The organism is Arthrobacter sp. Z1-9, assembly GCF_054792695.1.
Genome location: NZ_CP096456.1, coordinates 2,880,798 through 2,906,274 on the forward strand (window position 1 = coordinate 2,880,798; position 25,477 = coordinate 2,906,274).

Annotated in this window: 19 protein-coding genes, 1 tRNA gene and 2 pseudogenes; 6 read left to right on the plus strand and 16 right to left on the minus strand. The window is 63.8% G+C overall.

What is annotated here, in order from left to right; translation table 11 throughout:
* Positions 1 to 421 precede the first annotated feature (421 nt).
* Entirely contained in the window at positions 422 to 2,755 is a 2,334-nt protein-coding gene (locus tag M1D93_RS13325) for a hypothetical protein (RefSeq protein WP_461171993.1), read from the plus strand.
* Between the two features lie 331 nt (positions 2,756 to 3,086).
* Here the strand turns inward: M1D93_RS13325 and M1D93_RS13330 are convergent, their stop codons facing one another.
* Positions 3,087 to 3,707 (minus strand): hypothetical protein, encoded by a 621-nt coding sequence (locus M1D93_RS13330; RefSeq protein WP_461171994.1) that lies wholly within the window; start codon positions 3,705 to 3,707, stop codon positions 3,087 to 3,089.
* Between the two features lie 51 nt (positions 3,708 to 3,758).
* Here M1D93_RS13330 and M1D93_RS13335 point away from each other — a divergent pair, with 51 nt between their 5' ends.
* Positions 3,759 to 4,223 (plus strand): winged helix-turn-helix domain-containing protein, encoded by a 465-nt coding sequence (locus M1D93_RS13335; protein ID WP_461171995.1) that lies wholly within the window; start codon positions 3,759 to 3,761, stop codon positions 4,221 to 4,223.
* A gap of 376 nt (positions 4,224 to 4,599) precedes the next feature.
* Positions 4,600 to 5,843 (plus strand): annotated as a pseudogene (locus M1D93_RS13340) (IS110 family RNA-guided transposase).
* 547 nt (positions 5,844 to 6,390) lie between these two features.
* Here the strand turns inward: M1D93_RS13340 and M1D93_RS13345 are convergent.
* From M1D93_RS13345 to galU, 8 genes and pseudogenes are all read right to left on the minus strand, one after another.
* Positions 6,391 to 6,621 (minus strand): hypothetical protein, encoded by a 231-nt coding sequence (locus tag M1D93_RS13345; protein WP_461171996.1) that lies wholly within the window; start codon positions 6,619 to 6,621, stop codon positions 6,391 to 6,393.
* Positions 6,622 to 6,658: 37 nt separating this feature from the next.
* The gene (locus M1D93_RS13350; protein WP_461171997.1) at positions 6,659 to 7,705 is read right to left on the minus strand and encodes an AAA family ATPase; all 1,047 of its coding nucleotides are present in this window, start codon (positions 7,703 to 7,705) and stop codon (positions 6,659 to 6,661) included.
* Between the two features lie 498 nt (positions 7,706 to 8,203).
* Positions 8,204 to 8,335 (minus strand): hypothetical protein, encoded by a 132-nt coding sequence (locus tag M1D93_RS13355; RefSeq protein ID WP_461175106.1) that lies wholly within the window; start codon positions 8,333 to 8,335, stop codon positions 8,204 to 8,206.
* 78 nt (positions 8,336 to 8,413) lie between these two features.
* Positions 8,414 to 8,974, minus strand: a pseudogene (locus tag M1D93_RS13360) (metallophosphoesterase family protein); the annotation flags it as partial.
* A 797-nt stretch (positions 8,975 to 9,771) separates the two neighbouring features.
* Positions 9,772 to 9,844 (minus strand) — tRNA-Ala (locus M1D93_RS13365).
* A 118-nt stretch (positions 9,845 to 9,962) separates the two neighbouring features.
* The gene (locus M1D93_RS13370; RefSeq protein WP_461171998.1) at positions 9,963 to 10,883 is read right to left on the minus strand and encodes a hypothetical protein; all 921 of its coding nucleotides are present in this window, start codon (positions 10,881 to 10,883) and stop codon (positions 9,963 to 9,965) included.
* An 81-nt stretch (positions 10,884 to 10,964) separates the two neighbouring features.
* Entirely contained in the window at positions 10,965 to 11,585 is a 621-nt protein-coding gene (locus M1D93_RS13375) for a GNAT family N-acetyltransferase (protein ID WP_461171999.1), read from the minus strand.
* Positions 11,586 to 11,589: 4 nt separating this feature from the next.
* Positions 11,590 to 12,495 carry a UTP--glucose-1-phosphate uridylyltransferase GalU gene (gene galU, locus M1D93_RS13380; protein ID WP_461172000.1) on the minus strand — a complete coding sequence of 302 codons (906 nt, stop codon included), beginning with the start codon at positions 12,493 to 12,495 and terminating at the stop codon, positions 11,590 to 11,592.
* 110 nt (positions 12,496 to 12,605) lie between these two features.
* Between galU and M1D93_RS13385 the strand changes: the two genes are divergently transcribed.
* The 3 genes from M1D93_RS13385 (at position 12,606) to cpaB (ending at position 14,442) form a co-directional block, all read left to right on the plus strand.
* A complete protein-coding gene (locus tag M1D93_RS13385) occupies positions 12,606 to 13,235 on the plus strand; it encodes a 5-formyltetrahydrofolate cyclo-ligase (RefSeq protein ID WP_461172001.1) in 630 nt (209 codons plus the stop codon).
* Positions 13,236 to 13,352: 117 nt separating this feature from the next.
* Positions 13,353 to 13,625 carry an FmdB family zinc ribbon protein gene (locus M1D93_RS13390; protein WP_461172002.1) on the plus strand — a complete coding sequence of 91 codons (273 nt, stop codon included), beginning with the start codon at positions 13,353 to 13,355 and terminating at the stop codon, positions 13,623 to 13,625.
* A gap of 91 nt (positions 13,626 to 13,716) precedes the next feature.
* Positions 13,717 to 14,442: a Flp pilus assembly protein CpaB gene (gene cpaB / locus M1D93_RS13395; RefSeq protein ID WP_461172003.1), complete on the plus strand. Its 726-nt coding sequence runs from the start codon at positions 13,717 to 13,719 to the stop codon at positions 14,440 to 14,442.
* A 76-nt stretch (positions 14,443 to 14,518) separates the two neighbouring features.
* On the opposite strand, the gene M1D93_RS13400 is transcribed toward cpaB, so the two are convergent.
* The 7 genes from M1D93_RS13400 to M1D93_RS13430 form a co-directional block, all read right to left on the minus strand.
* Positions 14,519 to 18,670 (minus strand): AAA family ATPase, encoded by a 4,152-nt coding sequence (locus tag M1D93_RS13400; protein ID WP_461172004.1) that lies wholly within the window; start codon positions 18,668 to 18,670, stop codon positions 14,519 to 14,521.
* A gap of 131 nt (positions 18,671 to 18,801) precedes the next feature.
* Complete coding sequence (gene guaA, locus M1D93_RS13405; RefSeq protein WP_461172005.1) at positions 18,802 to 20,391, minus strand: glutamine-hydrolyzing GMP synthase; 1,590 nt, start codon at positions 20,389 to 20,391, stop codon at positions 18,802 to 18,804.
* An 87-nt stretch (positions 20,392 to 20,478) separates the two neighbouring features.
* Entirely contained in the window at positions 20,479 to 21,006 is a 528-nt protein-coding gene (locus M1D93_RS13410) for a DUF3817 domain-containing protein (RefSeq protein ID WP_461172006.1), read from the minus strand.
* On the minus strand, positions 21,003 to 21,860 hold the full coding sequence (locus M1D93_RS13415; protein WP_461172007.1) for an SURF1 family protein: 858 nt from the start codon (positions 21,858 to 21,860) through the stop codon (positions 21,003 to 21,005). The genes M1D93_RS13410 and M1D93_RS13415 overlap by 4 nt, the downstream gene beginning before the upstream one ends.
* Positions 21,861 to 21,965: 105 nt before the next feature.
* Positions 21,966 to 22,454 carry a PTS sugar transporter subunit IIA gene (locus tag M1D93_RS13420; protein ID WP_461172008.1) on the minus strand — a complete coding sequence of 163 codons (489 nt, stop codon included), beginning with the start codon at positions 22,452 to 22,454 and terminating at the stop codon, positions 21,966 to 21,968.
* A 41-nt stretch (positions 22,455 to 22,495) separates the two neighbouring features.
* On the minus strand, positions 22,496 to 24,235 hold the full coding sequence (locus M1D93_RS13425; RefSeq protein WP_461172009.1) for a glycerol-3-phosphate dehydrogenase/oxidase: 1,740 nt from the start codon (positions 24,233 to 24,235) through the stop codon (positions 22,496 to 22,498).
* Between the two features lie 102 nt (positions 24,236 to 24,337).
* On the minus strand, positions 24,338 to 25,474 hold the full coding sequence (locus tag M1D93_RS13430; protein ID WP_461172010.1) for a GuaB3 family IMP dehydrogenase-related protein: 1,137 nt from the start codon (positions 25,472 to 25,474) through the stop codon (positions 24,338 to 24,340).
* Between the last annotated feature and the right edge of the window lie 3 nt (positions 25,475 to 25,477).

The following is a 25,477-nucleotide window of genomic DNA, read 5'->3' on the forward strand; positions in this document are numbered from 1 at the left end:
GCCGTTGGGCGGTTACCGGAAGTTTTATCTAGATAGTGACGACTGCAGCGGTACAACCCTTGCGCCACACGACTTGGCCAAGCGCCACTTACCAATCCGGCAGATAGCTTTTGACATATCAGTTCCTGAGGAACACCGCAATAGGTTGCTTTTATGAGAATGTCAAGTTTGACTGCGACATGGCATACAGCAGGGAACTCCTGCCAATAAGGGGAAAGGTCACTTACGCGACCTGGCATACGACCGCCGTCTGGGGCGAGTCAACACTTAGGAAACAGGCGTCAGAATTTCCGTCGATAAGGTGCATACTTTACTTTTCGCCACGGCATCGAACTCAGAACCCCCTTTACGACTCAAGGGTTGCCAATTGCATTTGCCGAGAGCAGAATGGCTCCACCTGGTACCAAGGACGGAAAATCTCATGGGTACAAATCCTTCCGAACCTTCTTCCATCACCATTCGCCGTGGGCGCCGGCCGTTGATGGTTGCGGTTAGAACGCTGATTCTCCTCATCCTCCTCGGCGGCTGTTCTACGCAGCCCGCTTCTCCATCATCAGATGCTGCGGCAGGTGAATCGAGCAGCAGCGCATCAGCGAAACCCACGCCGCAACTCCTTGCCGAAGCCTGCGAGTCGGCGGCCATTCTACTGAAGGAACACCCGGACCAGGCGTTAGAACTAATCGATAAAATTCGCAATGACTATGCGCCAGGAGAGTCCTCGCCGAGGGTCGAGTGCGAGGACATCCGACTACAAGCGCTGACGGCAATTGGAAACAAGCAAGACCAAGACAACCAAAGTGACCCTACTGCCGCGGAAAGAGCCAAGACACTTTGGGACAAACATGTTGAATCTTGGATAAGTCCTTGGGCAAGTCTCGCAATATGGTGGGTAGGGACCGTAGCCGGGCTCTTGGTGCTCTCCCGGCTCCTGGTGTTCCTACCGACTTCCGTAATGCCACCCGGTAAATTGCCTTGGAAGTTGAAGTCAAGGCTTCTGAGGCGAACAGCGCTGGTAGCGGGGCTTTCCCTGATGCTCGCAGCGTCGCTAGGAGTCTTAGCCTATATTGCAGTAGCGGGGGGCAACAGTGCGGGTATTCAGTGGATTTTGATTCTGCTCGCCGTTGGAGGCTCAGCACTTTTTGCAATCGGCCTAGCGACCCGGCAACGGATTTCTATTGACGCCCGCAAGACAGACGGAGATGCGAACGAAGCGACGACCACCCGCGTCGTGGCCTTGATGGGAGAGTTGGGTTCGACAAGCCCGCACGGGCTCGAGGTCCCAAGGGGATCTGATGCTACTGGATTGGGGGAGGCTGCCGTCACAGTAGGGCTAACAAACACCGCTTGGGCTGCACTGCAAAAAATTGCTCAAGCAGTGTTCGCTGTCACTCCATGGCACGTAGCCGTTGACTCACAGTCGGACAACATCGTCTCGGTTGTAATTACTCGCAACGGTTGGCACGTTGCGGCGGCTTCCATAGATCGGGCAGATGTGCGTCTTTTCCCTGTTCGGCTGGCGGCACCAGCCGTCGTCGGAGGTAGTAAAAACGACCAGGGCGAGATGCCGCAGTCAGCCCAACAGGGTCCGTTGTCATCCCGCCCAGCCCCTCCAGTAGACCTACACAAGATGGCTGCCGCCTTCATTTTGGCTACTCTGGCTGAGCATTACGAGGGGTACGAGGGCTTTTGCGGCGCCACGGACTGGCGAAGCATCGGTTTGCACTACCTAGCGACTACGGACTACAACGGGCACAGGGCTGAACAGCGTGCTCTTCTGTACCGGGCGTTGAATTTCGATTACAAGAACAATCTGGCTGAAGTTACTCTCCAGAACCTTCTACATCGAGATTCCAAGGACGACAAAGAGCTGGAAAAGTACGCCGAATCCCTACTGGAGAAGATAAAGCTAGCTAACGAAGAGACTCTTCCGATGGCATCATCTGATGATGATAAAGTCTCCCCCAATGCGGGGCCTCTCGCAGCGAGTGCGCGTCCTTTGCCGGGATACCGAAGCCTGCTATACCGCCTGCAGCTTACGTACGTGTCCGTCGCACTGAACCTTGCAGCTCTGCGGCGAATTGGGACTGCGGAGACTACTCTTGCCGCCAAAGAACAGGAGAAATTTCTTAATGCGCCTTGGCGGATCGCACAGTCCCTAATGACCGAGCTCCGAACATCCCACAAGGAGACACGTCAACTAGAACAGCGCTTACGGCCTCAGGTTGCTTTGGCGTACTACAGCCTATGCCGGCTCCACTTGCCCTCCTCGGCGTCCCAAAAACCTACCAATGCTCTTCCGCCAGGACAATCGCAGGAGAACGACCAATTGAGGGAATGGAATTGGCCAGAGGATTGGGTGCGTTGGTACACGGACGCTATGGCGTCGATGGCGCCAGCTATTGCCTTCAATGCCGCTTGCAGCATTGCGAGCCAGTTCGCGGAGGACAGTGATGATCTAAAGAAAATGGCGTGGGGCAGGATACAAAAGCGCCTTACAGCCGCTGCTGGTGATCCACAACTGGCAGAGAGCGCCACGACGGATCCCGAAATCGGGAGATTTGTCAGAGGCGATCCGCTGCGCCAGGCTTGGCTAAGAACCCTTTTCGCCGCCGATACGCAAACCCCCAAATGTGCAGCAAACAATTCGGGTAAGAAATCAATTTTCCGGGGAAAGGCCGAATGCGCTAGGAATATCGCCTTCCTGCTTAACTGGCGACAGGTCCCAGTGAAGCACTTCAGCAATCTCACAGGCTGACGCAGGGCGTGGCTCTGTGGGTTCTGTCCTGGACTGCGGCGCATGAGAAACCTTCGGAAACCCGGAAAGGCAGCGATGCCCAACCTGAGATCGTGCCGCTTCCAACGTTCTCCATCCAGTTTCCGACTTGCTACCTACACCGAGTCCAGCGCGGGAGGAACCCAACGTTGACAAACAGTAAGGGGCGTGCGGCGTAGTCCAAGCGCTTGGTGAGCGCAGTCTTGCCTATGCCGCTCAGTCCGAGTAAGTCAGTAGATTGCAGCGAAGGTCGCGAAGCGAGCACCATGTCGGCGAATACACAACGCCCTCCAGCAACTGCTTATAACAGCAGTTAGTGGTGTCCCCTTTCCCGAATGCTCATGCAGCCGGTCTCTCCCAGGATGAGCCCCGCCAGCTTCGCGGCCTTGTCCTTGTCGAATCCGCGGCGCTTGAACTTGGCGGTCAGCTCCTTGCCGGCGGCGGTCCGCACATCCTCCGCCAGGGGCCGGCCGTCCATCTTCTCCACCATGCCCTGGAGCCAGGCCTGCTTCTCGCCGGCCTCCGCGGTCGCGGCGGGGATGGAGTCATCGGGGCCGATCAAGGAACCGGCATCACGGAGTACGATCCGGGCCAGCTCAGTTATAGTGTCCCCCTCGTAGCCACGGGCCCTGAACCGGCGAACGAGCTCCTTCTCCAGGGCTTTGACCTGGGCGTCGGAGAGGACCTTCCGGCCCATGACACCGGTGGCATCTTGAAGCCAGGCGTTCATGCGATCACGCGACGGCCCAGCCTTCGGGATGGACGTGACCGGTCCGAAGAAGCTCTCGGCATCGACCTTGGCCTGGGCCCTGATGGCGCGGGCCACTGCCAACTCATCGGTGCGCTCGGCGGCCTGCGCACTGTACATCTCCTTGGTCTGGGCTGCAGCCTCGAATGAACCGCTCCCCCGGGCCCATTCGGTGAGACGGTCCATTACTCCTCCTGGTCAGCCGGCACCTACGCTGGTGCCACCTTCTCGGCCCTTATGCCGTTGGCAGCACTTGGCGCCAGCCTCGTTGTTGAGAACGTCCTGATCGCCCGCCCCGAAGGCGTGCAGGCGGCGGCAAAGGAAGAGGTCACTGCGCAGGCCGCTGCCACTAAGAGCCCACTCGCTCCGGCGCCTGCGAGGGTGCAACTGAAGAGCGTGCCGCATGCAGCCCCGGAACCCCAGACTGCTAGGCCGATTACCGAGGTAGGGCAGGCTACGAGCGTCCCTGCAGTCTCAGCCCCTCGCCCCTCCGTACAGGCCGTCACTCCCCGCCCTGCCGCTGTCCCGCCGGTTCCGCAGACTTCCACGGGCAAGACCGACCGCGCACTCAGCATTCGGGGGCTGAAGGACGAAGAGGGGCTTACCTGGGCGGAGATCTCCTCCCAAACCGGCCTCTCGGTCTCAACCGCCAAGCGGCGCTACAAAGAGGAACAGGAAGAGCCTCAGCTCCAGTCCGCCTAAAAAAACCGAAGCCCCGGACTGCCGCTCCCAGTCCGGCGCTTCATTCGCTATCGAGCGCATATCAATTTGGGCTAGTTCCCGAGGGGCTTCGCTCCGCCGTGGGGATGGAAAATATACGTCGCGGGCACCTGAGCCGGTGATATCTGGTGTTGTTCCATGGTGCGGGGCAGACTTGATGAGTGTGTTTCGGTCGTCCCCGATGCTTCTATGGTGCCGGTGAGCCTGTGGGCTAGTTTGGTGGTGGAGGGCACAGCTTTTTGTCCGCGGGACCGTGGAATGTTGCCTTCGAGCACGTATGTCAGATTTGTTGTTTATCCGCCCTCCCCGGAACACAGACGCCTTGTCCGCACGAAACGGTTTCGGAAGGTGATCCACCATGGAGGTCATTCACTCGCGCTGCGCGGGTGTCGATGTTTCGAAGAAGGACGCTAAGGTCTGCGTCCGTATCCAGGGCCGCGGCAACCGGCCCACCACGTCCACCGTCACGACCTGGGCCGCGATGACCGCGCGGATCCTGGACCTGAGGGACCACCTGCTGAACGAACACGTGACCCTGGTCGTGATGGAAGCCACCAGCGACTACTGGCGCCCTTTCTACTACCTGCTCGAAGACGAAGGCCTGGACGTGATCCTGGTCAACGCCCGCGACGCCAGAAACGTCCCCGGCCGCAAAACCGATGTCTCGGACGCGGCCTGGCTCGCCGATCTCGGCGCTCACGGGCTGGTCCGAGCCTCCTTCGTGCCCCCGCCACCGGTACGCGAGCTGCGGGACCTGACCCGCGCCCGGACACTAATCACCCGTGAACGCACCAGGGAAATGCAGCGCCTGGAGAAACTGCTCGAGGACGCGTGCATCAAACTGTCCTCGGTAGCCTCGGACATCACCGGGCTCTCGGGACGGCTGATGCTGCAGGCACTCATCGAAGGGGAGGACGACCCCGCCGTACTGGCGGAACTGGCCCACGGGAGGATGCGTGCAAAGATCCCCGAGCTCACCGACGCACTCACCGGCCGGTTCAGCGACCATCACCGCTACATGGCGGCCCTCTATCTGCACCGCATCGATGCCCACACCGCCGACATCAAAGACCTCAGCGCCAGAATCGAGGAGGCGATGGAGCCCTTTCGCCTCGCCCGGGAGCTCCTGACCAGCATCCCGGGATTCAGCACCACCATCGCCGAGGTCTTCATCGCCGAAACCGGACCGACATGAGGGTCTTCCCGACACCGCAACAGCTGGCATCATGGGCAGGCACGTCCCCCGGAGCCAACGAATCCGCCGGCCGGATCAAATCCACCAAGACCCGCCCGGGCAACAGATACCTCAAAGGCGCCCTGGGCATCGCGGCCCTCTCGGCGGTACGGTCCAACGGCACATACTTCTCAGCGAAGTACCGGCGCATCGCTTTCCGGCGCGGACCCGTTAAGGCTCTCGTTGCGGTCGAACATGCCATGCTCACCGCGGCCTGGCACATGCTCGCCACCGGCGAACTCTACCGCGACCCCGGAGCCGACTACTTCACGCAACGCACACCCGCCAAGGCAAAAGCCCGCGCAATCGGACAACTCGAATCCCTGGGTTACCAGGTCACCCTCGAGCCCCTGCACCAAACTGGATAAATCGCCCCCTGCCGGCAACCATTCGCCCAACCCTCATTTTCATGTCAGACCGAAAGAAGGCATCATGGCCACCTCCCTTGCAATCCCGATCGCGACAGTACTGGTCCTCGCCTCTGCTGCAGTGTTTACGGCAATGTACCCTGGGGTCGTTGACGGCGCAGTCAGCGGTGCGGTCTCCATCTTCCAGCTCAATACGGAGCCGGCCCCCTCGACTGAAGCCGCGAGTTTAACCGACGAGCAGATCGCCAAGGCCATCCGCGACAGGGGGCAGATCCTCAGTGAGGACCCCTCGGTTCACGTTATCGACCTCACGGACACAGCCAACAGCCCCGATCACGGCGCGAGCAAGGTCGAGGAGATCCTGGCCCTGCAGCGACAGTCTGCCGACGCGGGAAGATCTCATATACAGCTTCGATCTGACAGGCGCAGCCAGCAGCGAAGACCACGGCGCATCATCAATCCAGCACATGGCCACCTTGCAGGCTGCCGGCGTCAATGTGGTTGCCCGCTGACCACCGCCAGCCTGAGGAAGAGAGCGGTGGGCCTGTCACACGTCCGTGATGATGGCCAGGACGTCTGTGGTCGTTCTGCTAGTCGCTACCCCGTCCGCTCCTAAGCGGAGCAGGAACCTGGCGGGCTTACCTACCTCCAGCGGCGCCAGGAAGGAGAACGGGATGTCCTCCCCGTCTTTGCGCAGGGAGGCCACCGCGGCAGGCAGGTCGTGCCGGCTGTCCGGGACGTCAACTGCGGCGTCCCTGGGCACACGCTTGAGCGTCATGACGGCTAGGTCCAGCAGATAATACGCGGTCTCCGTTTCAACGATCATCGTGGAGCGGCCCAGTCATCGCCGCCAGGTGACGGTACAATCCATATCGGCATGGACTGTACCGGTTCGGTTTGTACCGGTTCGGCCCGGCCGGGACCAATACGGCCCGTACATGCTTGGTCTGTCTTGTCCTGTACCGGCACGGTTCGTTCGAGCGGGACATGAAGAGCTCAGTCATTGCCACGATCTTCTGTTGGCTCATGTCCTCGATCTCAGCCGCGCGGCGCAGCATCTCCTGCTGGCTGGCTGACGTGCGGAGGCTCACGCCGGCCACCTTCGGCTCCTTGTTGCGGCGCTTCCAGGAAGGGACCTCGGGTGCCCTCTCCTGAGGCTTCTCTGCCTCGGCGGCGAATGTTTTGACATCCGTGTCAGCCGGGGTCCTGCGGGGGCGTGCGGTCACCATGGGAATACCTCTTTTGCCAGTAGCTGGATTTCTGCTCGTGCCTTGCTGTCTTTCATTTCGCTCACGCCCCGGCCGCCGTCCAAGCACCCGGAAGGCGTTGCGTTCATGGATCTTCACCCCGGCCAGGGACATCTCCGGGAACTGGTCCAGGACCTTCCTGGCCTCAGAGGCTGAACGGTCGAAAACATGCGTGCGTACCCGGTTTAGAACGGCCAGAGCGCGGAGGTCGGGCTTGAGCTTGCGAGCCTTGATGATGGTGTTGACCAGTGCCTCGGTCTGGTCCAGAACGGCTTGGCTCGGCTCAATGGGGATGAGTACCAGGTCAGCTACGACCAGGCCAAGACGCAGCTCCTCTGAGTCCTTGCCCGCAATATCCACCACGACCAGGTCATGAACGTCGTCCAGGCGCTGCAGTTCGTGGTGCAGGATGTCCCCGCGGCGGCGCACGGCATGTACGTCCGGGGTCAGCCCTCCCTCTTGCCGATCCTGGGCCCAAATTGTCGTCGTGTCTATAGACGGGTCGGTATCCACGAGAACCACGCTCCGGCCGGATACCGCGGCTTCTGCGGCCAAATTCACGGCCAGGGTACTCTCGCCGACGCCGCCCTTCTTGGCGGCTAGTAAGAGGATCATGAGCACAAAGCGTACTAGCTCAATATCGCCTGCCCGGTACATGCTGGTTGAGCGCTGATTGGGCAAGAGCTTGTATTGAAGGCAGCATGGCCCGAATGCCTAATCAAGGGGACATACAAAAGGAGGCCCGCACTAGGCGGGCCTCCGAAGCATGAGACTTACATCCTGAACATGCTTGGCGGCGGGACAGTTTGTAAGTCGAAAGGTAGATCTACTAGAGCTACCGGATTTTGTTACGTGAACCGGTCTGGCCGGACTGGTCCTTTGTTATCCCCTGGAGAGGATTGCTCCCAACATACATGACCACTCGAGTGATGCCAGTATTTCCCGATTCTGGCGTGTCGCCAGGTCGCCCTCATCCGGAAGAAGCACTCCTGCAGCCTGGGACCGACGATCGAGGCGGCAAATTACGGGCTGGAAGTTGGCCCTAAGCCAAGGCTTGTGACCGGGAGTGAATGGGACGAGCGAGTCATCTCAACTCCGCTGAACGGTAGTGAATCAGTTGCCGCTGAGGTCCAGGGGCTCAACTACTAGGCCGTGCTCACCCCGAGTGACCAGCACTGCGTTGGTGCGCCGGTTGTACTCATTCGCCAGGATTTCCACCGTGGTGACACTGCCGTCTGGGTGCATGAGGTCATGTGTCTTTCGCTGATGCCAATGGCCGCAGAACAGGTGACGGGGGCGCAGCTGATCGACAATTTCCTGGAGAAGTTGCCTGGTCACGTTAGCCTGATCAACAAGAGCCGGCGGCAGGTCGAAGTCCCCAACCATCGGCACCGCCAGGGGGACGTCATGCGTAACAAGGACATCCACGGGGCCGCCAGCCAGCAGTCGCTGAGCATCCTCGCGAGTCGGCTGCTCCGTGTCCCACCAATCTTTCTCGCGGGTTCTGTGGCTGGCGTCGACGCTAAAGGCACCACCGATTGGTCCGATCGTCAACCCCTCCACAACCGCACGGCCGCCACGGGGAAAGACACGGATGTTCGGACGCCAGGTGGCCAGCCCGTCACGTTCTGTTTTGAGCTTCAAGAGTGTGGACCAGTTGTCATGGTTGCCGCCCGTAAAATAGAGGGTCTGGCCATGCTCTTCCAGGATGTGATTCACGCGATTGGCGTGCTTTGGCCTGTTGCGGCCTGGGAAGTCGAAAGCGTCATCCCCGACGTGGATCAATGAGCGGACCCCCGCCCTGGCCGCGGAGACCAGTACGGTCCGCATCCAGCCCGTGTCCCCGTGAGTGTCTCCTATAAAAACCCACTTGGGCTCATCCATACCCGCCTACCCCCTTACCGGTTTATCCACTAGAAATCGTCCGCGAGCCGGGGAGACTCACAAGACTCACTTCGGGTCACAAGACCGACTTAAGGCCAGCTACCAGCCCACTAATCTGCCGCCTTGTTCGTCGGTCACTGCAGAACGATGAACCGGCCCCTACTGTATCGCCACCCCCTCCTAGATTCCTTGGCCTTCCCGACCACTTTCACCAAATTCACCTTGTTCACCAGTTTCACCCCGAAGTACAAATTCACTCGGGCCTCCACTGGACCAGGTCTGTGGTGGCCGAGTGCGGTCTGGGTAGATCCAGTAGGTGCTAGGCCAAATCTGACTAGGTTGTACTGGTCATCGATTGTGCAAGCGCCAAGCCGGTAGCGCAACCACCCCTCATTGCCAGGGGTTGGCATCCCCTGGCCAACGCGTCCAGAGATGTTCGGCTTCCGCCGGGCCATCATTGTGGGCCGCTTCGCCGGCTCCGGACGGTGGGGAAAACGCCAGCATTAGATCCCCCCGGACGTCAACGGTCTGCGACGTATGCGATAGAAGGCACAGCCGGGGCAGCTGAGCGCTCCTCGACAGTTGCTGTTGGAGCCTTCTTCCTAGGGAGCCCGTGTCCTAAATCCCGTCCCGACTTCGATGTCGTAACAACCCAATGGATGGCCGCTGACACTACCGCGTCTAGGATGGCGCCATGACACATTGCTCAAGCTCTGAAACCCATCACACATTTGCCACAAAGTGTTACCAAAGTGTTTATTCAGGCATAGCCCTGGGCTTCAAAACCCTGCATTCTGTGGAGCTAAGGGGATTCGAACCCCTGACCTCTTCGATGCGAACGAAGCGCTCTACCAACTGAGCTATAACCCCGGAACCAGCCGCCTGAACAACAGGTGCGACACCGGTGAACCTAGGCTACAAATTTTCCCGGCCCAATGCCAACCGGCACCCGGACGACTGTCACGGGAACCTGCCCGGGACCAGCTGGTCAGGCGCGGCGGCGCTGCAGGACGTCGTCGAGGTTGCTGAGCGCGCTCTGGGCCTTGGTGAGCTGCTGGGCTTCCGGAGCCGGGGTGGCGGGGACTGCGGCTGCGCCCTGCTTCAGGGACGGCTTGCCGGTGGCCTTGGGCGCCTCCGGCAGCTCCAGCGGCTCGGGTGCCGGGCGCTCGGCCTTCGCGGCCTCGACATAGACCGGCTTGGGCACCTCCACGGGCTCCCAGGTGGTTGCGGGTGCGGGCTGTGCTGCGCTGGTGTCACCGGCGGCCACCGCAACGGCAAGGGCGGCTTCGCGGAGTTCCAGGGCTGTCAGGGGTTTGATCTTGGGCTTGTCGGCCTCCGCGTCAAAGAGCGGGCTTTCCGGGCGCACCGGGGCTGCTTCCGGCTTGGGCGGGACATGCTCCGCTGCGGGCCGCGGCGCAGGCGCGGTCATGGCAGAGCGGAAAGCAGCGTTGACTTTGGAACTGCGGTCACGGAGGGCGAGCCAGCGAAGAAGGGCTACGGAAGCCACTGTCAGGGCTGTGCAGACCAGCGGGAGAACCGGAGTTCCCAGGCCAAACGCCAGCAATACGGCGGAAAGGAATGCGGTCAGCAGGGAAACCAGTCCCACGAGGGCGAGTGCCGTCCGGCCGTACCGGATCCGGAACTGGCCTGTCGGGGCAGCGCTGGCCGCTGTGGCCACACTGGATCCGGTGCTCTTCCTGGTGTCCATGGCTTTCTCCTGCTGGGCGGCGACCTTCAGAACCAGCCCTGCTCGAGGGTCCGGTAGTTCATCGGCGGGGGTGTCTGCCAGGAAGTCACCGGCGGGTTGGAACTGGTGCCGGCGGTTCCGGAGGACGTAGGGGGCAACCCATACAATCCAGAGCACAACGGCAACCACAAGGATCACTGAGCTGCTAAGGGGGAAGTCCACACTCAAAACCGTATGAGCATCATGTCGGCTCCAGCCGCATTAGCCGCGGTGTGTCGTGTTGCGGCTGACAAATCAATGGATTTATGACGGCCGGGAGGCAAGCCACCGCTGCAGCAACCCCTCCGGAACTTCCTCCGACGTCAAGGCAAACGACCGGTGGTCGGCCCACTCGCCGTTGATGTGCAAATAGCGCGGCCGGTATCCCTCATCCCGGAAACCCAGCTTCTCCACCACCCGCAGGCTGGGTCCGTTCTCGGGCCGGATGTTGATTTCCATCCTGTGCAGCCCCAAGGTCCGGAAGCAGTGGTCCGTCACCAGGGCCACAGAAGTGGGTGCTATCCCCCGCCCCGCACGCGCCTGGTCAACCCAGTACCCTAGGGTCGCCATCATGGCCGAACCCCACACAATGGACGAGACAGTCAGCTGGCCAACAATCGCCGGGTTCCTGCTCCCGGGACTGCGTTCAGTGATGACAAAGGGAAGGGCCGTGGCCTGGGCCGCCTGCGCGTTCAGGGAGCGGACCATTTGCCGGTAATCAGGCAAGCCTCCGGCGGGATCCGGGTTGGAAGCTTCCCACGGGGCCAGCCATTCGCTGTTGCGGGCACGCACTTCTGTCCACTCTTTTTTGTCCCGGTACCTGATGGGCCTGAGGACCAGGTCTCCGCACTCAAGGGTTACGGGCCAGATGGGGCCGGCGCGCACGGTGCTACTTGGACAGGCTGGCGGTAAAGCCCGGCAGCCACTCGCGCAGGCCAGGACCCAGGTCTTCGCTGTCAATGGCCAGCTGGACGCAGGCCTTGAGGTAGCTCAATTTGTCGCCGGTATCGTAGCGGCGCCCCCGGAACACAACGCCGTAAACGCCTTGCCCCTCGCCCTCTCCGGACGCAAGCTCCTGCAACGCATCGGTGAGCTGGATCTCGCCACCCCTTCCGGGACCGGTGTGCTCCAGGACATCGAAGACGGCGGGGTGCAGTACGTAGCGGCCTATGACGGCAAGGTTGGACGGGGCTTCGTCTGCGGCGGGCTTCTCTACCAGGCGGTTGACGCGCACGTAGTCCTCGCCGTCAATTTCCTCGATATCGGCGCAGCCGTAAGCGCTGATCTCCGACGGCTCCACCTCGATGAGGGCAATGACGGAGCCTCCTGTTTTCGCCTGCACATCGATCATGGTGCTGAGGAGTTCATCGCGGGCATCGATCAGGTCATCGCCCAAAAGGACGGCGAAGGCTTCATTGCCCACGTGCTGCTTTGCCCGGAGGACAGCGTGGCCGAGACCGTTGGCGTCGCCCTGGCGGACATAGTGGATGTCGCCAAGATTGCTGGCAGCCTGGATGGACTCGAGTTTTGCTGTGTCCCCTTTGCCCTCAAGGGTGGACTCCAGCGCCGGCACCCGGTCAAAGTGGTCTTCCAGGGCCCGCTTGTTCCGCCCGGTGATCATCAGCAGGTCATTGAGGCCCACGTTGACGGCTTCCTCAACCACATACTGGATGGCAGGCTTGTCTACGACCGGAAGCATTTCCTTGGGCATGGCCTTGGTGGCGGGCAGGAACCTGGTGCCGAGTCCGGCAGCGGGAATAACGGCTTTGCGAACCCTCGGGTTACTGGTAGTCACCCGACTAATCTAACGTCAGCGTCAAGCAATCAGTAATCATTGAACGGTTGCTGCCCGCCCTGCGGCCGCACCGCCAACCGCCACAACGGCAACCGATGGAGGAATACACAGTGCTTGAGGACGCCCAGGAGGCCAAGGCCACCAAGACCAGGATCCGTACGGCCCATCGGCAGCGGCGTGCCGCTTTGAGCCCGCAGCAACTGGAGGCCGCCGGGGCTGCCATCGCCCGCCACGGCGCCGGTTGGGCTGCATCCCTGGCCGGCGGTGCTCCTGCCACGTTCTGCGTTTACTTCGGCGTGGGCGTTGAACCGCCCACACTTCCGCTGATCAACGCGCTCCACACCGCCGGCCACCACGTCCTGTTGCCCGTCTGCGAACCCGGCCGGGAGCTTGCCTGGGTCTTCTGGAACCCCGACGCCGGCTTTGAGCAGAGCCGGTTCGCCCCGATCCTGGAACCCAAGGGTGACAGGCACGGACCGGAGGTGGCAGGAACTGCGGCCGCCCTCTTCATCCCGGCCACCGCCGTCGACCTTTCCGGCAACCGCATTGGGCAAGGGGGAGGGTACTACGACAAGTTTTTGGGCCATCTCGCAACCGCAGGGAAGAACATTCCGCTGGCTGCCGTTGTCTATGACGAAGAACTGCTCCCCGCCGGCGGAATCCCCGAGGAGGAGTTCGACCGCCCCGTCCCCGCCGTCCTGGCGCCGTCCGGGTTCCTGCCGCTCGACGGCCACCGCTGAATCCCGCAGCGCAATGCTGCGGGGATGATAGAATTAGCACTCAGGCCCTGCGACTGCTAACCGGACATCCGTCTAGGCAGCACGGGACCTCCCGTTTGCCCAAGAGGAGGAGCACCAGTGCCAACGTACGCGTACGCCTGCAAGGATTGCGGCCATGCCTTCGACATCGTCCAGTCGTTCTCGGACAGTACTTTGACCTCGTGCCCGGAGTGCCAGGGGACGCTGCGCAAGAAGTTCAACAGCGTAGGTGTCGTCTTCAAGGGTTCCGGCTTCTACCGCACGGATTCCCGGGACTCCAAGGGAAGCACCGTTTCGCCGGCCCCGGCGGCTGCAGCCTCCGCCCCCGCAGCGGCACCCGCGGCCTCCGCCCCGGCGGCTGCAGCCAGCTAAGCGGGACCGTCCGACGCCGGCCTGCCCGGCTTGTCCACATAGCGCACTGCGCTCCTGTTGCCGCTCATTCCTACGGCCATAGCGTAGGTGCATGCCTGCAAACCTTCTCCGCTCCGGCCGGGTTGCCTCCCGCTACACTCGCACGCGCCGCCGTCCCGGCAGTTCCGGCCGCCGGCCTGCGCATCTCCGCTTTGGCGGCTGGCTGAGCCGGAACCGCCGGCTCGCTGTGGCGCTGCTGCTTTGCGCGGCGGCTGCCATCACCGTCCATCAGCTCACTCCCGCGCCGGTCCACACGGTCACGGCCCTGGCCGCCGCGAGGGATCTGCCTGTCGGCGCTGCGATGGCGGCGTCAGACCTTGCCCACGTGCAGGTACCGCCGGACTTGATGTCCGCGGGGTTTTTGGATGAAGAAAGTGAGTTGGCCGGCAAGCAACTTGCGGCTCCGCTGCGGAAGGGCCAGCTGCTGACGGATGCCCAACTGCTCGGTCCCGGGCTCCTGGCCGGTACACCTCCGGGCTCGGCCGCGGTGCCCCTGCGGATGGCCGATCCGTCATCCATCCAGCTCGTCTCCCCCGGGCAGCTGGTCAATGTCGTGCTGACCGCGGCGAACGGCTTCGACCAGCAGGCACCGTCCGAGGTCCTGGCATCATCGGTTCCCGTCCTGTGGACCTCCGGCAAGGGCGGCCAGAGCGGGCAGTGGCTGGGCACCGCGGAGACGGACGGGCTGATCGTGGTGGCGGCAAGCGCGGAGCAGGCTGCCCGGCTGGCCGGGGCCTCCACCCAGGGCAAACTCTTCTTCGTCCTCGTTGGACCCTAGGCCGACGTCAACCTGTTGTCGGCCCGGGTCCCCCAAGCCCCCAGTCCCCCAGACTAAGTCCCCCAGACCAGGCCCATCAGCCCCAGTGCGGCGGCTTTTGTTCCTTCAGCCAGGCGTCGTGGTCTTCATCAGCATCGCCCCAGCCCCGTGGGTCATCCTCCGAGGCCTTGGTGGGCAGAATGCCCTGCGGCACGCTGTGCCCTTGCCCCTTGGCTTCCCTTTGGCCCTGTTCGTCTTGGCTCTGGTGGTCTTGGCTCTGGTCGCTTTCGAGGGCAGGTCCGGCGGAAACTGACTGCCCGTCCGCCGTGCCGTTGGTGTTCTGTTCAGGGGCCACGGAGGCCGCCTCCTTGCTGTCCACGTTTTTCTCCTGGGGCCGGCGGCGTGCCTGTTCCCCGGCGTCGATACCATTGAGCGCCTGGTCCACGTCGTCGTCAAGGAACCCTGTTGAGGTTGACGTCCGGTCCCGCAACACCGCCCGCTCCAGGCCCAGGTAAGCGGCAATCCGGTCGGCGCAGGCTGACGGATCGGTGAACACCTCGATGGTCCACAGCGGCATGTACCGCCAGCCCAGGCGCTCCAGGAGTTGCGGCCGCAGCCGGCTCCGTTCACGCACGCTCATGGTGCGGTACTGCTCGGTTCCGTCGGACTCGATGGCCACGGGCCAGGGCAGGTCGGTCTCGTCCTGTCCCATGGTGCTCAGCGGATCCGCGGCCGCCACGACGTCGATGGCGCCGTCATACTGGTGCCATACCCGCGCGCCGCGGGCCCGGAGCCTGTCCCCCAAGTCAGCGACCAGGGGATCGGCGCCAAGTGCCTGTTCGCTGGCGGCGGCCCGGGAAGCGGGAGTCCCCAGATCGGTGTTTCCGGAAATTTCGCGGTCCAGCAGCGAGTACAGGTCCACTGCTCCGTGCGTCAGCCGGGTGTGGTCCAGGTCCTCGGGCCGGAAGCAGGTCAGCACGTGGATCGACCGGCGTGCCCGGGTCATGGCCAGGGCGAATTTCTCCCGGCCCCCTTCAGCGGAAAGCGGACCAAAGTTGTGCAGGGCGCGGCCGTGCGGGGTGCGGCCGAAACCGGGCGAGAAAATGACGTGGTCGCGCACCAGGCCCTGGGCCCGTTCCAGGTCAACAACCCGGAAGGACTCGGGCCCGGCACCAAAGAAGCCGGCAAGGCCCGGGTGGTTGGGCAGCTGGAGCCGGATGGACTCCCCGATCCGGGCAGCATGGCGGAGGCTGGCCGTGACCACTGCCAGGGAGGTGCGGGGACGGGTGCGTGCATGTTCGAAAACCAGCTGGACCACGCGGTTGACCTCAGCCACCACCGATTCCACGCCTTCGTGGTCCGCGCTTGGCAGTCCGGTGCCGTCCGGCAGGTACTCCACCAGCAGGGACCGGTCCAGGCCCGTGGCGGACTGGCCCTCGGGAAGGCGCCGCAGGGCGCCGTCGTAGAAGTTCTTGCTGAGCTGGAGGACCAGGTCCTCGTCCACGGCACGGTAAACGAAGTTCAGCCGCCACACGGGTAGCACGGCCGAGAGCGCATTAAAAGCACTCTCCACCCGCTGGTGTGCCGTCTCGCCCGCGGCCAGCCGCTCCACGCCGACGGTGAACGTCCGGGGGCTGGCGATCATGGCGTCGCCGAAGGCGATGACCTGGCGGGCACGGGCGATGGATGGCAGCACAGCCTGGAGCGAGGTGGCTTCGGAGTCCAGGATGACCACCGCGTCAAAGTGTTGCTCCGCGGGCAGCAGGCCCGTCATCAGGTACGGGCTGACGGACCACACCGGAACGAGGGTGCCGATCAGGTCGGGAGCCTGTGCCGTCAGCGACGGCAGGGACACCCTGCCGTCCTTCAGGAGGCTGCGCAGGAGGTCGGCCTGGCGGGGATGGGCGGCGATGCCGGCCCGCCACCGTTCGGCCAGGTCCCACCGAAGGCGGGCCGCCCCGCTGGCGATGTGCGCGTTGTCCGCCAGCCGGTACTCGGCCTCCAGCTGCCGAAGGGCGTCACCGTCGGACATGGCGAGGTAGTCGTCCCCGCTGATCATCGCTTCGAGCGCCGACTGCCACCAGGCCAGTTCGAGTTCCGCGGCGACTGAACCTGCCGGAACCTCCCGCTCGGCCAGGTCTGCCAGGAGTTCCCCCAGCCCGTGCTCGCGCATGTTCTCCACCAGGAGGGTACGCTCCGGCAGTGTTTTGAGGGTGTCGGTGTCCGCCACGAGCCGCTCGAGCCGTTCCATCAGGTCTTCATACCGGACGGTGGACAGCGAGCCGCCCCCCTCTGTGTGCCGGAGCGCCTCGCCCAGCTGGGCCAGTTCGCGCTCCAGGGCGCGGTACATCATGCTGATTTCGGCGAGTCCGGACGGCACGGCCGGGTGGCGCTGCGTGGTGGCGTAGCCTGCCCACAACGCGCGCTGTTCCTGGACCAGGACCAGCGAACTGTGGAGATCGGCAATATGGACGCCGGGCCGGACATATTCCTTGGCAACCCTGCGCAGCCGTGACCGCTGCATGGCGGTCATCTCGATGCCCCGCTCCCGACGCCAACCGGAAGGTGCTGTAGCCGAGATGAGGTCGGTGACCGGCCGGTCGAAAATGTCGGGGGTGAACTTGTCCAGGCTTCCGCGGACGGCCACCAGGAGATCGAGCTGCTCGCCCCATTCGGCGAAGGAAGCGCCCAGCCGGATCTCGGCATGCTCCGCCACGGCGTTCATGCGTTCCCGCAGGACCGGCAGGCTCTTCTCCACCGAGCGGACCAGGTCCTGGGCTTCCTCAGTCTCCTTGCGCGTAAGCAGGCGCGCGCCATGCCAGGGACTGGTGGTGGACGCCTTGCTGAAGCTGCCCAGCTCAGCGGCGCGCCGGAGCCTGCCGGCAAGCTCATCCCGGTCCCGGATGCTGTCCAGGACACTGCGTTTCAGCCGCACGGTGGTGGCGGGCGCCGGGTGGATCGACGTCAGCTGAGCGAGCGACTGCATGGCTTGGTAGGGCGAGCAGCCCCAGCGCTGGCGGACGTTGTGCAGCGACGCCACATGGTCCATCAAGGCGTGGCGGTGCTCAGTCAGGGTGTTGTGCAGGTTCCCCAGCTGGGGTTCCAGGGATTTTTCGTTACGGACGATCGCCCGGACCAGCTGGCCCTTGAGCTGCTGCGGAGTGACGTTCCCGGACAGCTGGAACATGATGGATTCGAGGCCCAGGCTTTCAAGCTGCCCGGACACTTCGTTGAGGCTGGCACGGCGGTCGCCAACTACCAGGACCGTTTTTCCGGCGTCCACCAGGGCACCGATGGTATTGATGGCCGTTTGGGTCTGGCCGGTGCCCGGAGGGCTGCTCACAACGAGGGAATCGCCCGCGCGGGCAGCATCGATCACGTACTGCTGGTCAATGTCCGCGTCCAGCAGGAGCATCTCGTCCCTGGGGTGCCTGCTGTCCAGCGGCGGGAAACGGGACGGGTCCGGCTCGTCGACGTCCACCACTTCTCCACCTGCAGCGGTGGCAAGGTTGGAAACGATGGGGTTGGAGTCGTTGATCCACGGGTCGTCCAGGTTCCCGGAGAGGTCCGCGAAGGTGGAAACCAGCAGGTTGTGCTGGGCCTCGGCACCGTGGATGGGCCGGATGAGAGCAGCCAGTTTGTCCAGGACCGGCTGGGGATCGAAGCGTGCTGTGCTGTAGGCGAGCCGGGTGACGGCGTTGACGTCAAAGACGATGCCGTGGATGTTCTTCAGGTGCCGCACCAGGGCCGGGTTGATGTGGGCCTGCTCGGTCAACTGCAGTTCGTAGTCGTCCTCCCCCGGCCGGACGGTGAGGGAAATCGCCGTGAGCATAACGGGAGCCGAGATGCGCTGGGGCTTGCCGCCCACCGCAGAAGTCCATACCACCGTGCCTGCGGAGAAATAGCCGGCATCGATGCCGCGGTCGTTGGCAAGCTCGAAAATCTTGGATCGGATGTTGCGCGAAGCCCTGGCCGCGACGACGTACTGCTGGCGGTCCCGGATCAGCGTGGAGAGCCGCGTCTTGCGCCCGGCCATGAGCTGGGCGAGGCCGGACGGGTGGGCGTGCGTCAGGTCGATGGAGCCTTCGGGGGTTTTGGTGAAGCGCAGCATCGTATCCGCCCCGGTGACGGGTTTGAGCCCGGACAACCATTTACGGAGCTCTTCGGAGCCTTCCGGGTGGTCTTGACCAACTGACACTACTGCCTTCTTTTCTGCGTTTGCACGTGACGCCCTGGACCATACCGGCATAGATTCGAGCGTAGCCGCTTCGATGCCCGGACTGAGAGACCGCAACACTGGAGGAGGCTAAATTGCGGAGTTTTAGGTGGAGGAAATAGCAGTGGCCGGCCTCCTTCACGGGAGGCCGGCCACTCATGATGCTATTCCCACTCGATGGTTCCCGGCGGCTTGCTGGTGACATCGAGCACTACGCGGTTGACGCCCTCCACCTCGTTGGTGATGCGGTTCGAGATCCTGGCGAGGAGCTCATACGGCAGGCGTGACCAGTCCGCCGTCATGGCGTCCTCCGAGGAGACGGGGCGGAGCACGATCGGGTGGCCGTAGGTGCGGCCGTCACCCATAACGCCCACGCTGCGGACGTCGGCCAGCAGCACCACCGGCATCTGCCAGACTTCGTTGTCCAGACCGGCTGCGGTGAGCTCGGCCCGGGCGATTGCGTCGGCTTTGCGGAGCAGGTCCAGGCGGTCCTTGGTGACCTCGCCGACGATGCGGATTCCGAGTCCCGGTCCGGGGAAGGGCTGGCGGCCCACGATCTCCTGCGGCAGTCCGAGCTGGGCACCGACGGCGCGGACCTCATCCTTGAAGAGGGCGCGCAGCGGTTCCACGAGCTCGAACTGCAGGTCCTCGGGCAGGCCGCCCACGTTGTGGTGGCTCTTGATGTTCGCGGCACCTTCGCCGCCGCCGGATTCGACGACGTCCGGGTACAGCGTGCCCTGGACCAGGAACTTGATCTTCTCGCCGTGGGCGGCGGCCTCGGCGATGATGGCAAGTTCTGCCTCTTCGAAGGCCCGGATGAACTCGCGGCCGATGATCTTGCGTTTGGTTTCCGGATCGCTGACCCCGGAAAGGGCTGAGAGGAAGCGTTCCTGTTCGTTGGCCACGTAGAGCTTCACGCCGGTGGCGGCGACGAAGTCGCGTTCCACCTGCTCTGCTTCGCCTTCGCGCAGCAGGCCGTGGTCCACGAAGACACAGGTGAGCTGGTCGCCTACGGCGCGCTGGACAAGGGCAGCGGCGACGGCGGAGTCAACGCCGCCGGACAGGCCGCAGATGACCCTGGCATCGCCGATCTGCTTGCGGATGCGCTCCACCTGCTCCTCGAGGATGTTGCCCGTGGTCCAGTTCGGTTCCAGCCGGGCACCTTTGAAGAGGAAGTTTTCCAGGACCTGCTGGCCGTAGGCGGAGTGCTTGACCTCGGGGTGCCACTGGACACCGAACAGGCCCTTTTCCTCGTTGGCGAAGGCAGCTACTTCAGCACCCGCCGTCGTCGCCAGGACTTCAAAGCCGTCCGGCGCCTCGTGGACGGAGTCGCCGTGGCTCATCCAGGTGTTCTGGTGCTGGGGCATGCCCTCCAGGACCGAGCGGCCCTCGCCGAGGAGGGTGGTTTCCGTGGAGCCGTACTCCCGCAGCCCGGTCTTGTCCACCTTGCCGCCCAGGGCATTGGCCATCGCCTGGAAGCCGTAGCAGATGCCGAAGACGGGGACACCGGCCTCGAAAAGGTCGGCACCAACGCTCGGGGCACCGTCAGCGTAGACGCTGGACGGGCCACCGGAAAGGATGATGGCGGCGGGGTTCTTGGCCAGGAGCTGCTCGGTTGTGTAGGTATGCGGAACCACTTCCGAATACACGTTCGCTTCCCGGACGCGGCGGGCAATCAGCTGCGCGTACTGGGCACCGTAGTCAACAACCAGCACCGGCTTCTGGGAAGTCTGGGATGCAGTGGGAGTAGTCACCGTACTAGCCTACTGGGCGCTGTTGCACCGGCGCACCTTGAGAGCTTGGGCTGTGACGGAGCGAACTTCAGACTTTTCAGCGGCTGCTTAGTACCTTTGCGGCGCCTGGGGGTTGGCCGCGAGTTCAGCCTCCACCTCGGCGTGGAACTTCTTCTCCACGATGAAGGACAGGAACGGAATGACTCCGCCCAGAGCCAGCAGGATCAGCTTCAGGAACGGCCAGCGCATAAGCGACCAGAGCCGGAAGTTGGAAATGAGGTACACCACGTACATCCAGCCGTGGACGATGAGGACCGCGACGGACAGGTTCACTCCACCCAGGACGCCCTGCGGTTCCGCGCCGGCGAAACCAAAGCCGAACGGCTGGCCGGTGACGGCGTTGGTGCCGCCGGCAAAGAGGTACTGTCCGAATCCGTACCGGGCGATCAGTTCGGCACACAGCAGCAGCAGCATGGCGCCCGTGAGGTAGGCCAGCACCTTGTAGAACTTCAGGGCCGAACGGATCTGTGCCTCGGTGCCGCCAAAACGGCGCTTCTTTCCGGATCCCTTGCCGGCAGTGTTGCTGCCTGCTTTGGTGCCTGCGGCGGCGGGGGTGGCCGGTTTCGGATCAATCATGGCTCTACCTTTTGCTGGTTCTGTTCAGGTTGCTGGGTTTGCCCGGGGCTTACCGGGACGTCGCCGTCGTCATCATCGAGGTCTTCCTCAAGATCCCGGTGGTAGTCGTCCTTGACCAGCCGCCACCAGATGAAGAGGGCAAAACCGGCGAAGACAACCCACTCCAGGGAGTAGAAGAGGTTGAGCCAGTTGATTTGCTGGGCAGGCGGCTGGGGGCCGATCTGCAGGGGAAGGAGATCCCCCGGCACCGCTGCGGGGCTGACGTCCGTACCGCCGGCGATTTCGGCCGTGGCGGCGACGAAGCCCGGATAGCTGCTGACGTCCCAGTAGTTAATCAGCTCTGCCACCGAGACCGCCGTGGCCTCGCCGGGGGCGGCGGCCGTCCCTGCCACAGGCGCCTCGGACGGGAGCAGCCGTCCAATGAGTTCAATAGTGCCCGACGGCGGCGCTGGCGCGTCTGCGGGGTCGGCCACCCATCCCCTGGCCACCGGGATCCACGTCTGGGGTGAAGCGGCAACGCCGCTGAGGGTGGGTGCGCCGCTGACGGCGAAGGCGGACACCACCCAGTAGCCGGTCTTGCCGCCGTGCAGGCGCCCCGGAACCAGGACCTGCTTGGCCGGGTCATAGGTTCCCTGGGCGCTGACCATCTGGTCGGCGTCGGTACCGTGGAAGAAGTCCCCGGGCTGAAGCGTTTGGGTCAGTGGCTGCACCTGCTCGGTGGCCGGGTTGACCGGCACCTCGGGCTGGGTGGAGCGTCCGAACTGCCATTGGCTGAGCAGCACGAAGACCCCGGAAATAGCGATCGCGAAGATGAAACCTGCGATCCATCGGGGTTTAAGGGCTGTTTTCCACACGTCTTAACCGTACTTCGTCCCGCTGTAGAACAACTAAACGTCCGGGGCCGGAAAGGTCCTGTCCGGCGGCAGGACCTGGCGGGCAGGGGCGCACTGATCCATGCGTCAGTGGTCGAAAAACACCAGGCTGGAATTGATGAGCTCCGCGATCACTTCGGCGTCGTAAGCACGGCGGAGGGATTCGCGGAAAGACTCCTTGGACAGAGAGCGGGCCAGGGTGGCCAAGACCTCGAGGTGGTCGGAGAAGGAACTCGCGGGAGTGGCGATCAGCAGGATTACCGTGGCGGGCCCGTCCGTGGCACCGAAGTCCAGTGCGTGGCCGTACTTGGCGATGCCGACGGCGATTGAGGTGCGGGACACGAATTCGCTGCGGGCATGGGGCAATCCGATTCCGCCGGGGAGCCCGGTGGCCAGCTGGTGCTCACGGGCGTTGACATGCTGAAGGAAACCGGGCAGATCCGATACCCGTCCGGCGGCGAAGAGCCGTTCCGCGAGCTGGGTTGCGGCGTCCGCCTTGTCCGATGCCTCCAGTTCCAGGATCACCATCTCAGGGGTGGTGAGTTCGGCGTCATACCGGTCAAGTGGTTCCGCCAAGGCGTATCCCTTCAGTCAGCAGTGCTGGTGCCGTGAATCCCTCAGCGCAAGGGCACGATGTCTTCCACACCCAGGCGGGCGGCGTCTGCGGATTCGTCGTCCGGCTGTTGCTGGCTGAGGCGCTCCGCCTCCACCCGTGCAATGTAGTGCCTGACCTCATTCTCACGTTGGGCATCGCTCCAGCCAAGGACGTCACCCATCAGTTTAGCGACTACGGGCACGGCAGACACACCACGGTCCCAGGCCTCGATGGAAATCCTGGTCCGCCGCGTGAGGACGTCATTGACGTGGCGGGCGCCTTCGTGGCTTGCCGCGTACACCGCCTCAGCCTGCAGGTAGTCGTCGGCGCCGGGAATCGGTTCGGCAAGGGCGGGGTTCCCGGCGATGATGGCCAGCACCTCGGGCGTTAGGGAACCGTAACGGTTGAGCAGGTGCTCGATCCGGGCCACATGGACCCCTGATTCCTCTGCCGTGCGGTTTCGGCGGTTCCATGCGGCCTTGAAACCGCTGGCTCCGAGCAGCGGGATGGTTTCCGTGCAGCTCGGCGGTACGCGCTCGTCCATTGTCCGTGTTGCCTCATCCACCGCGTCCTTGGCCATGACCCGGTACGTGGTCCATTTTCCGCCGGCCACCACCACCAGGCCGGGGACGGGGTGTGCCACCACGTGCTCGCGTGACAGCTTGGCGGTGGAGTCGTTCTCCCCGGCCAGCAGCGGACGCAGGCCGGCGTACACGCCTTCCACGTCTTCCCGGGTGAGCGGGCGCTTGAGGACCTTGTTGACGTGTTCCAGGATGTAGTCGATGTCCTTGCTGGACGCGGCGGGATGGGCCTTGTCCAGATGCCAGTCGGTGTCGGTGGTGCCGATGATCCAGTGCCGTCCCCAGGGAATGACGAACAGCACCGACTTTTCGGTGCGCAGGATCAGGCCCACGGTGGACTGGAAACGGTCCCGCGGAACCACCAGGTGGATTCCCTTGGAGGCACGGACTTTAAGCTGTCCGCGCTCGGTGACCATGGCCTGGGTTTCGTCGGTCCAGACGCCGGTGGCGTTGATGACCTGCTTGGCCTTGATGTTGAACTGTGTCCCGTCCTCGTGGTTGACCACTTTGGCCCCCACCACGCGTTCACCTTCACGCAGGAAGTCCACCACGGCCATCTGGTTTACCGCATGGGCGCCGTAGTAGGCAGCTGTCCGGATGAGGTTGGCGCAGTATTTCGCGTCGTCCACCTGGCCGTCGTAGTACCGGATGGAGCCCACAAAGGCGTCGTCTTTCAGGCTCGGCGCCGCGCGCAGCGTGCCCCGTCTGCTGAGGTGTTTGTGGAACGGCACTCCCCTGCTGTGGCCGCTGGAGATGGACATGGCGTCGTAGAGTGCGATGCCGGCGCCTACGTAGGGACGCTCGAGGAAGGGCCTGGTCAGCGGGTACAGGAACGGCACCGGCCGGGCCAGGTGCGGCGCCAGTTCGGAGAGCAGCAGGCCGCGCTCCTGCAAAGCCTCCTTGACGAGGGCAAAGTCAAGCATTTCGAGGTAGCGCAGTCCGCCGTGGATGAGCTTTGAGGACCTGGAGGACGTACCGGCAGCCCAGTCGTTGGCCTCGACGATCCCCACGTCCAGTCCGCGGGTGACCGCGTCCAGGGCCGCACCGGTACCCACGATGCCGCCGCCGACAATCAGGATGTCCAGTTCCCGTCCCGGCTCGGCGGTGGCCCGCAGCCGCTGGATGGCTGCTTCCCTGGCTGCGGGGCCCAGGGCCCCGCCGTTAGCAGGAACACTCTTCATTGAACGCCTCCAGTGCCACTAGTCCCGGTCGTGAAACCACACTACTTCGTTGCGGGACGCTTGGGCAGGGCGGCAGGGAGCGATTGGCCCTGCCGCCGCACGTCAGTTCCCGGAGTAGGGGGAAACCACGACGTCGACCCGCTGGAATTCCTTCAGGTCCGAATAGCCGGTGGTGGCCATGGAGCGGCGGAGCGCGCCGATGAGGTTCGAGGTTCCGTTGGTGTGGTGGCCCGGTCCGAAAAGGACTTCTTCGAGCGGACCGACGGTACCAACGTTGGCGCGGTCACCGCGGGGAAGTTCCAGGTGGTGGGCTTCCTGGCCCCAGTGCCAGCCCTTGCCCGGTGCCTCTTCGGCGCGGGCGAGGGCGCTGCCCAGCATCACGGCGTCGGCGCCCATGGCGATTGCCTTGACGATGTCGCCGGAGGTGCCCATGCCGCCGTCGGCAATGACGTGGACGTAGCGGCCGCCGGACTCGTCCATGTAGTCGCGGCGGGCGGCAGCGACGTCGGATATTGCCGAGGCCATGGGCGAGTGGATGCCCAGGGCGCGGCGGGTGGTGGTGGTGGCGCCGCCGCCGAAGCCCACCAGCACGCCGGCGGCACCGGTGCGCATCAGGTGCAGCGCCGGCGTGTAGCCTGCCGCGCCGCCCACGATCACGGGGACGTCCAGTTCGTAGATGAACTGCTTGAGGTTCAGCGGCTCGTGGTCCTTGGAGACGTGCTCGGCGGACACGGTGGTTCCGCGGATGACGAAGATGTCGACACCGGCGGCCACCACGGTCTTGTAGTGCTCCTGCGTGCGCTGCGGGGTGAGGGATCCGGCCACGGTCACGCCGGCGGCGCGCATCTCGGCGAGGCGGGAGGTGATCAGTTCGGGCTGGATGGGGGCCTTGTACAGCTCCTGCATCCGCCCCGTCACGGCGGGGCTGTTGGTCTCGTCCTGCAGGGCACCGATTTCGTCGAGGATGGGCTGCGGGTCCTCGTACCGGGTCCAGAGGCCCTCGAGGTCGAGGACGCCGAGGCCGCCGAGCTTGCCCAGTGCGATGGCTGTGGCCGGGGACATGGCTGAATCCATGGGGGCTGCGATGACGGGCATGCTGAACTGGTAGGCGTCGATCTGCCAGGAGACGGAGACGTCCTTGGGGTCGCGGGTACGACGGTTGGGGACAATCGCAATGTCATCCAGGGAGTAGGCACGACGCCCACGCTTGCCACGGCCGATCTCGATCTCGTAAGTCACTGC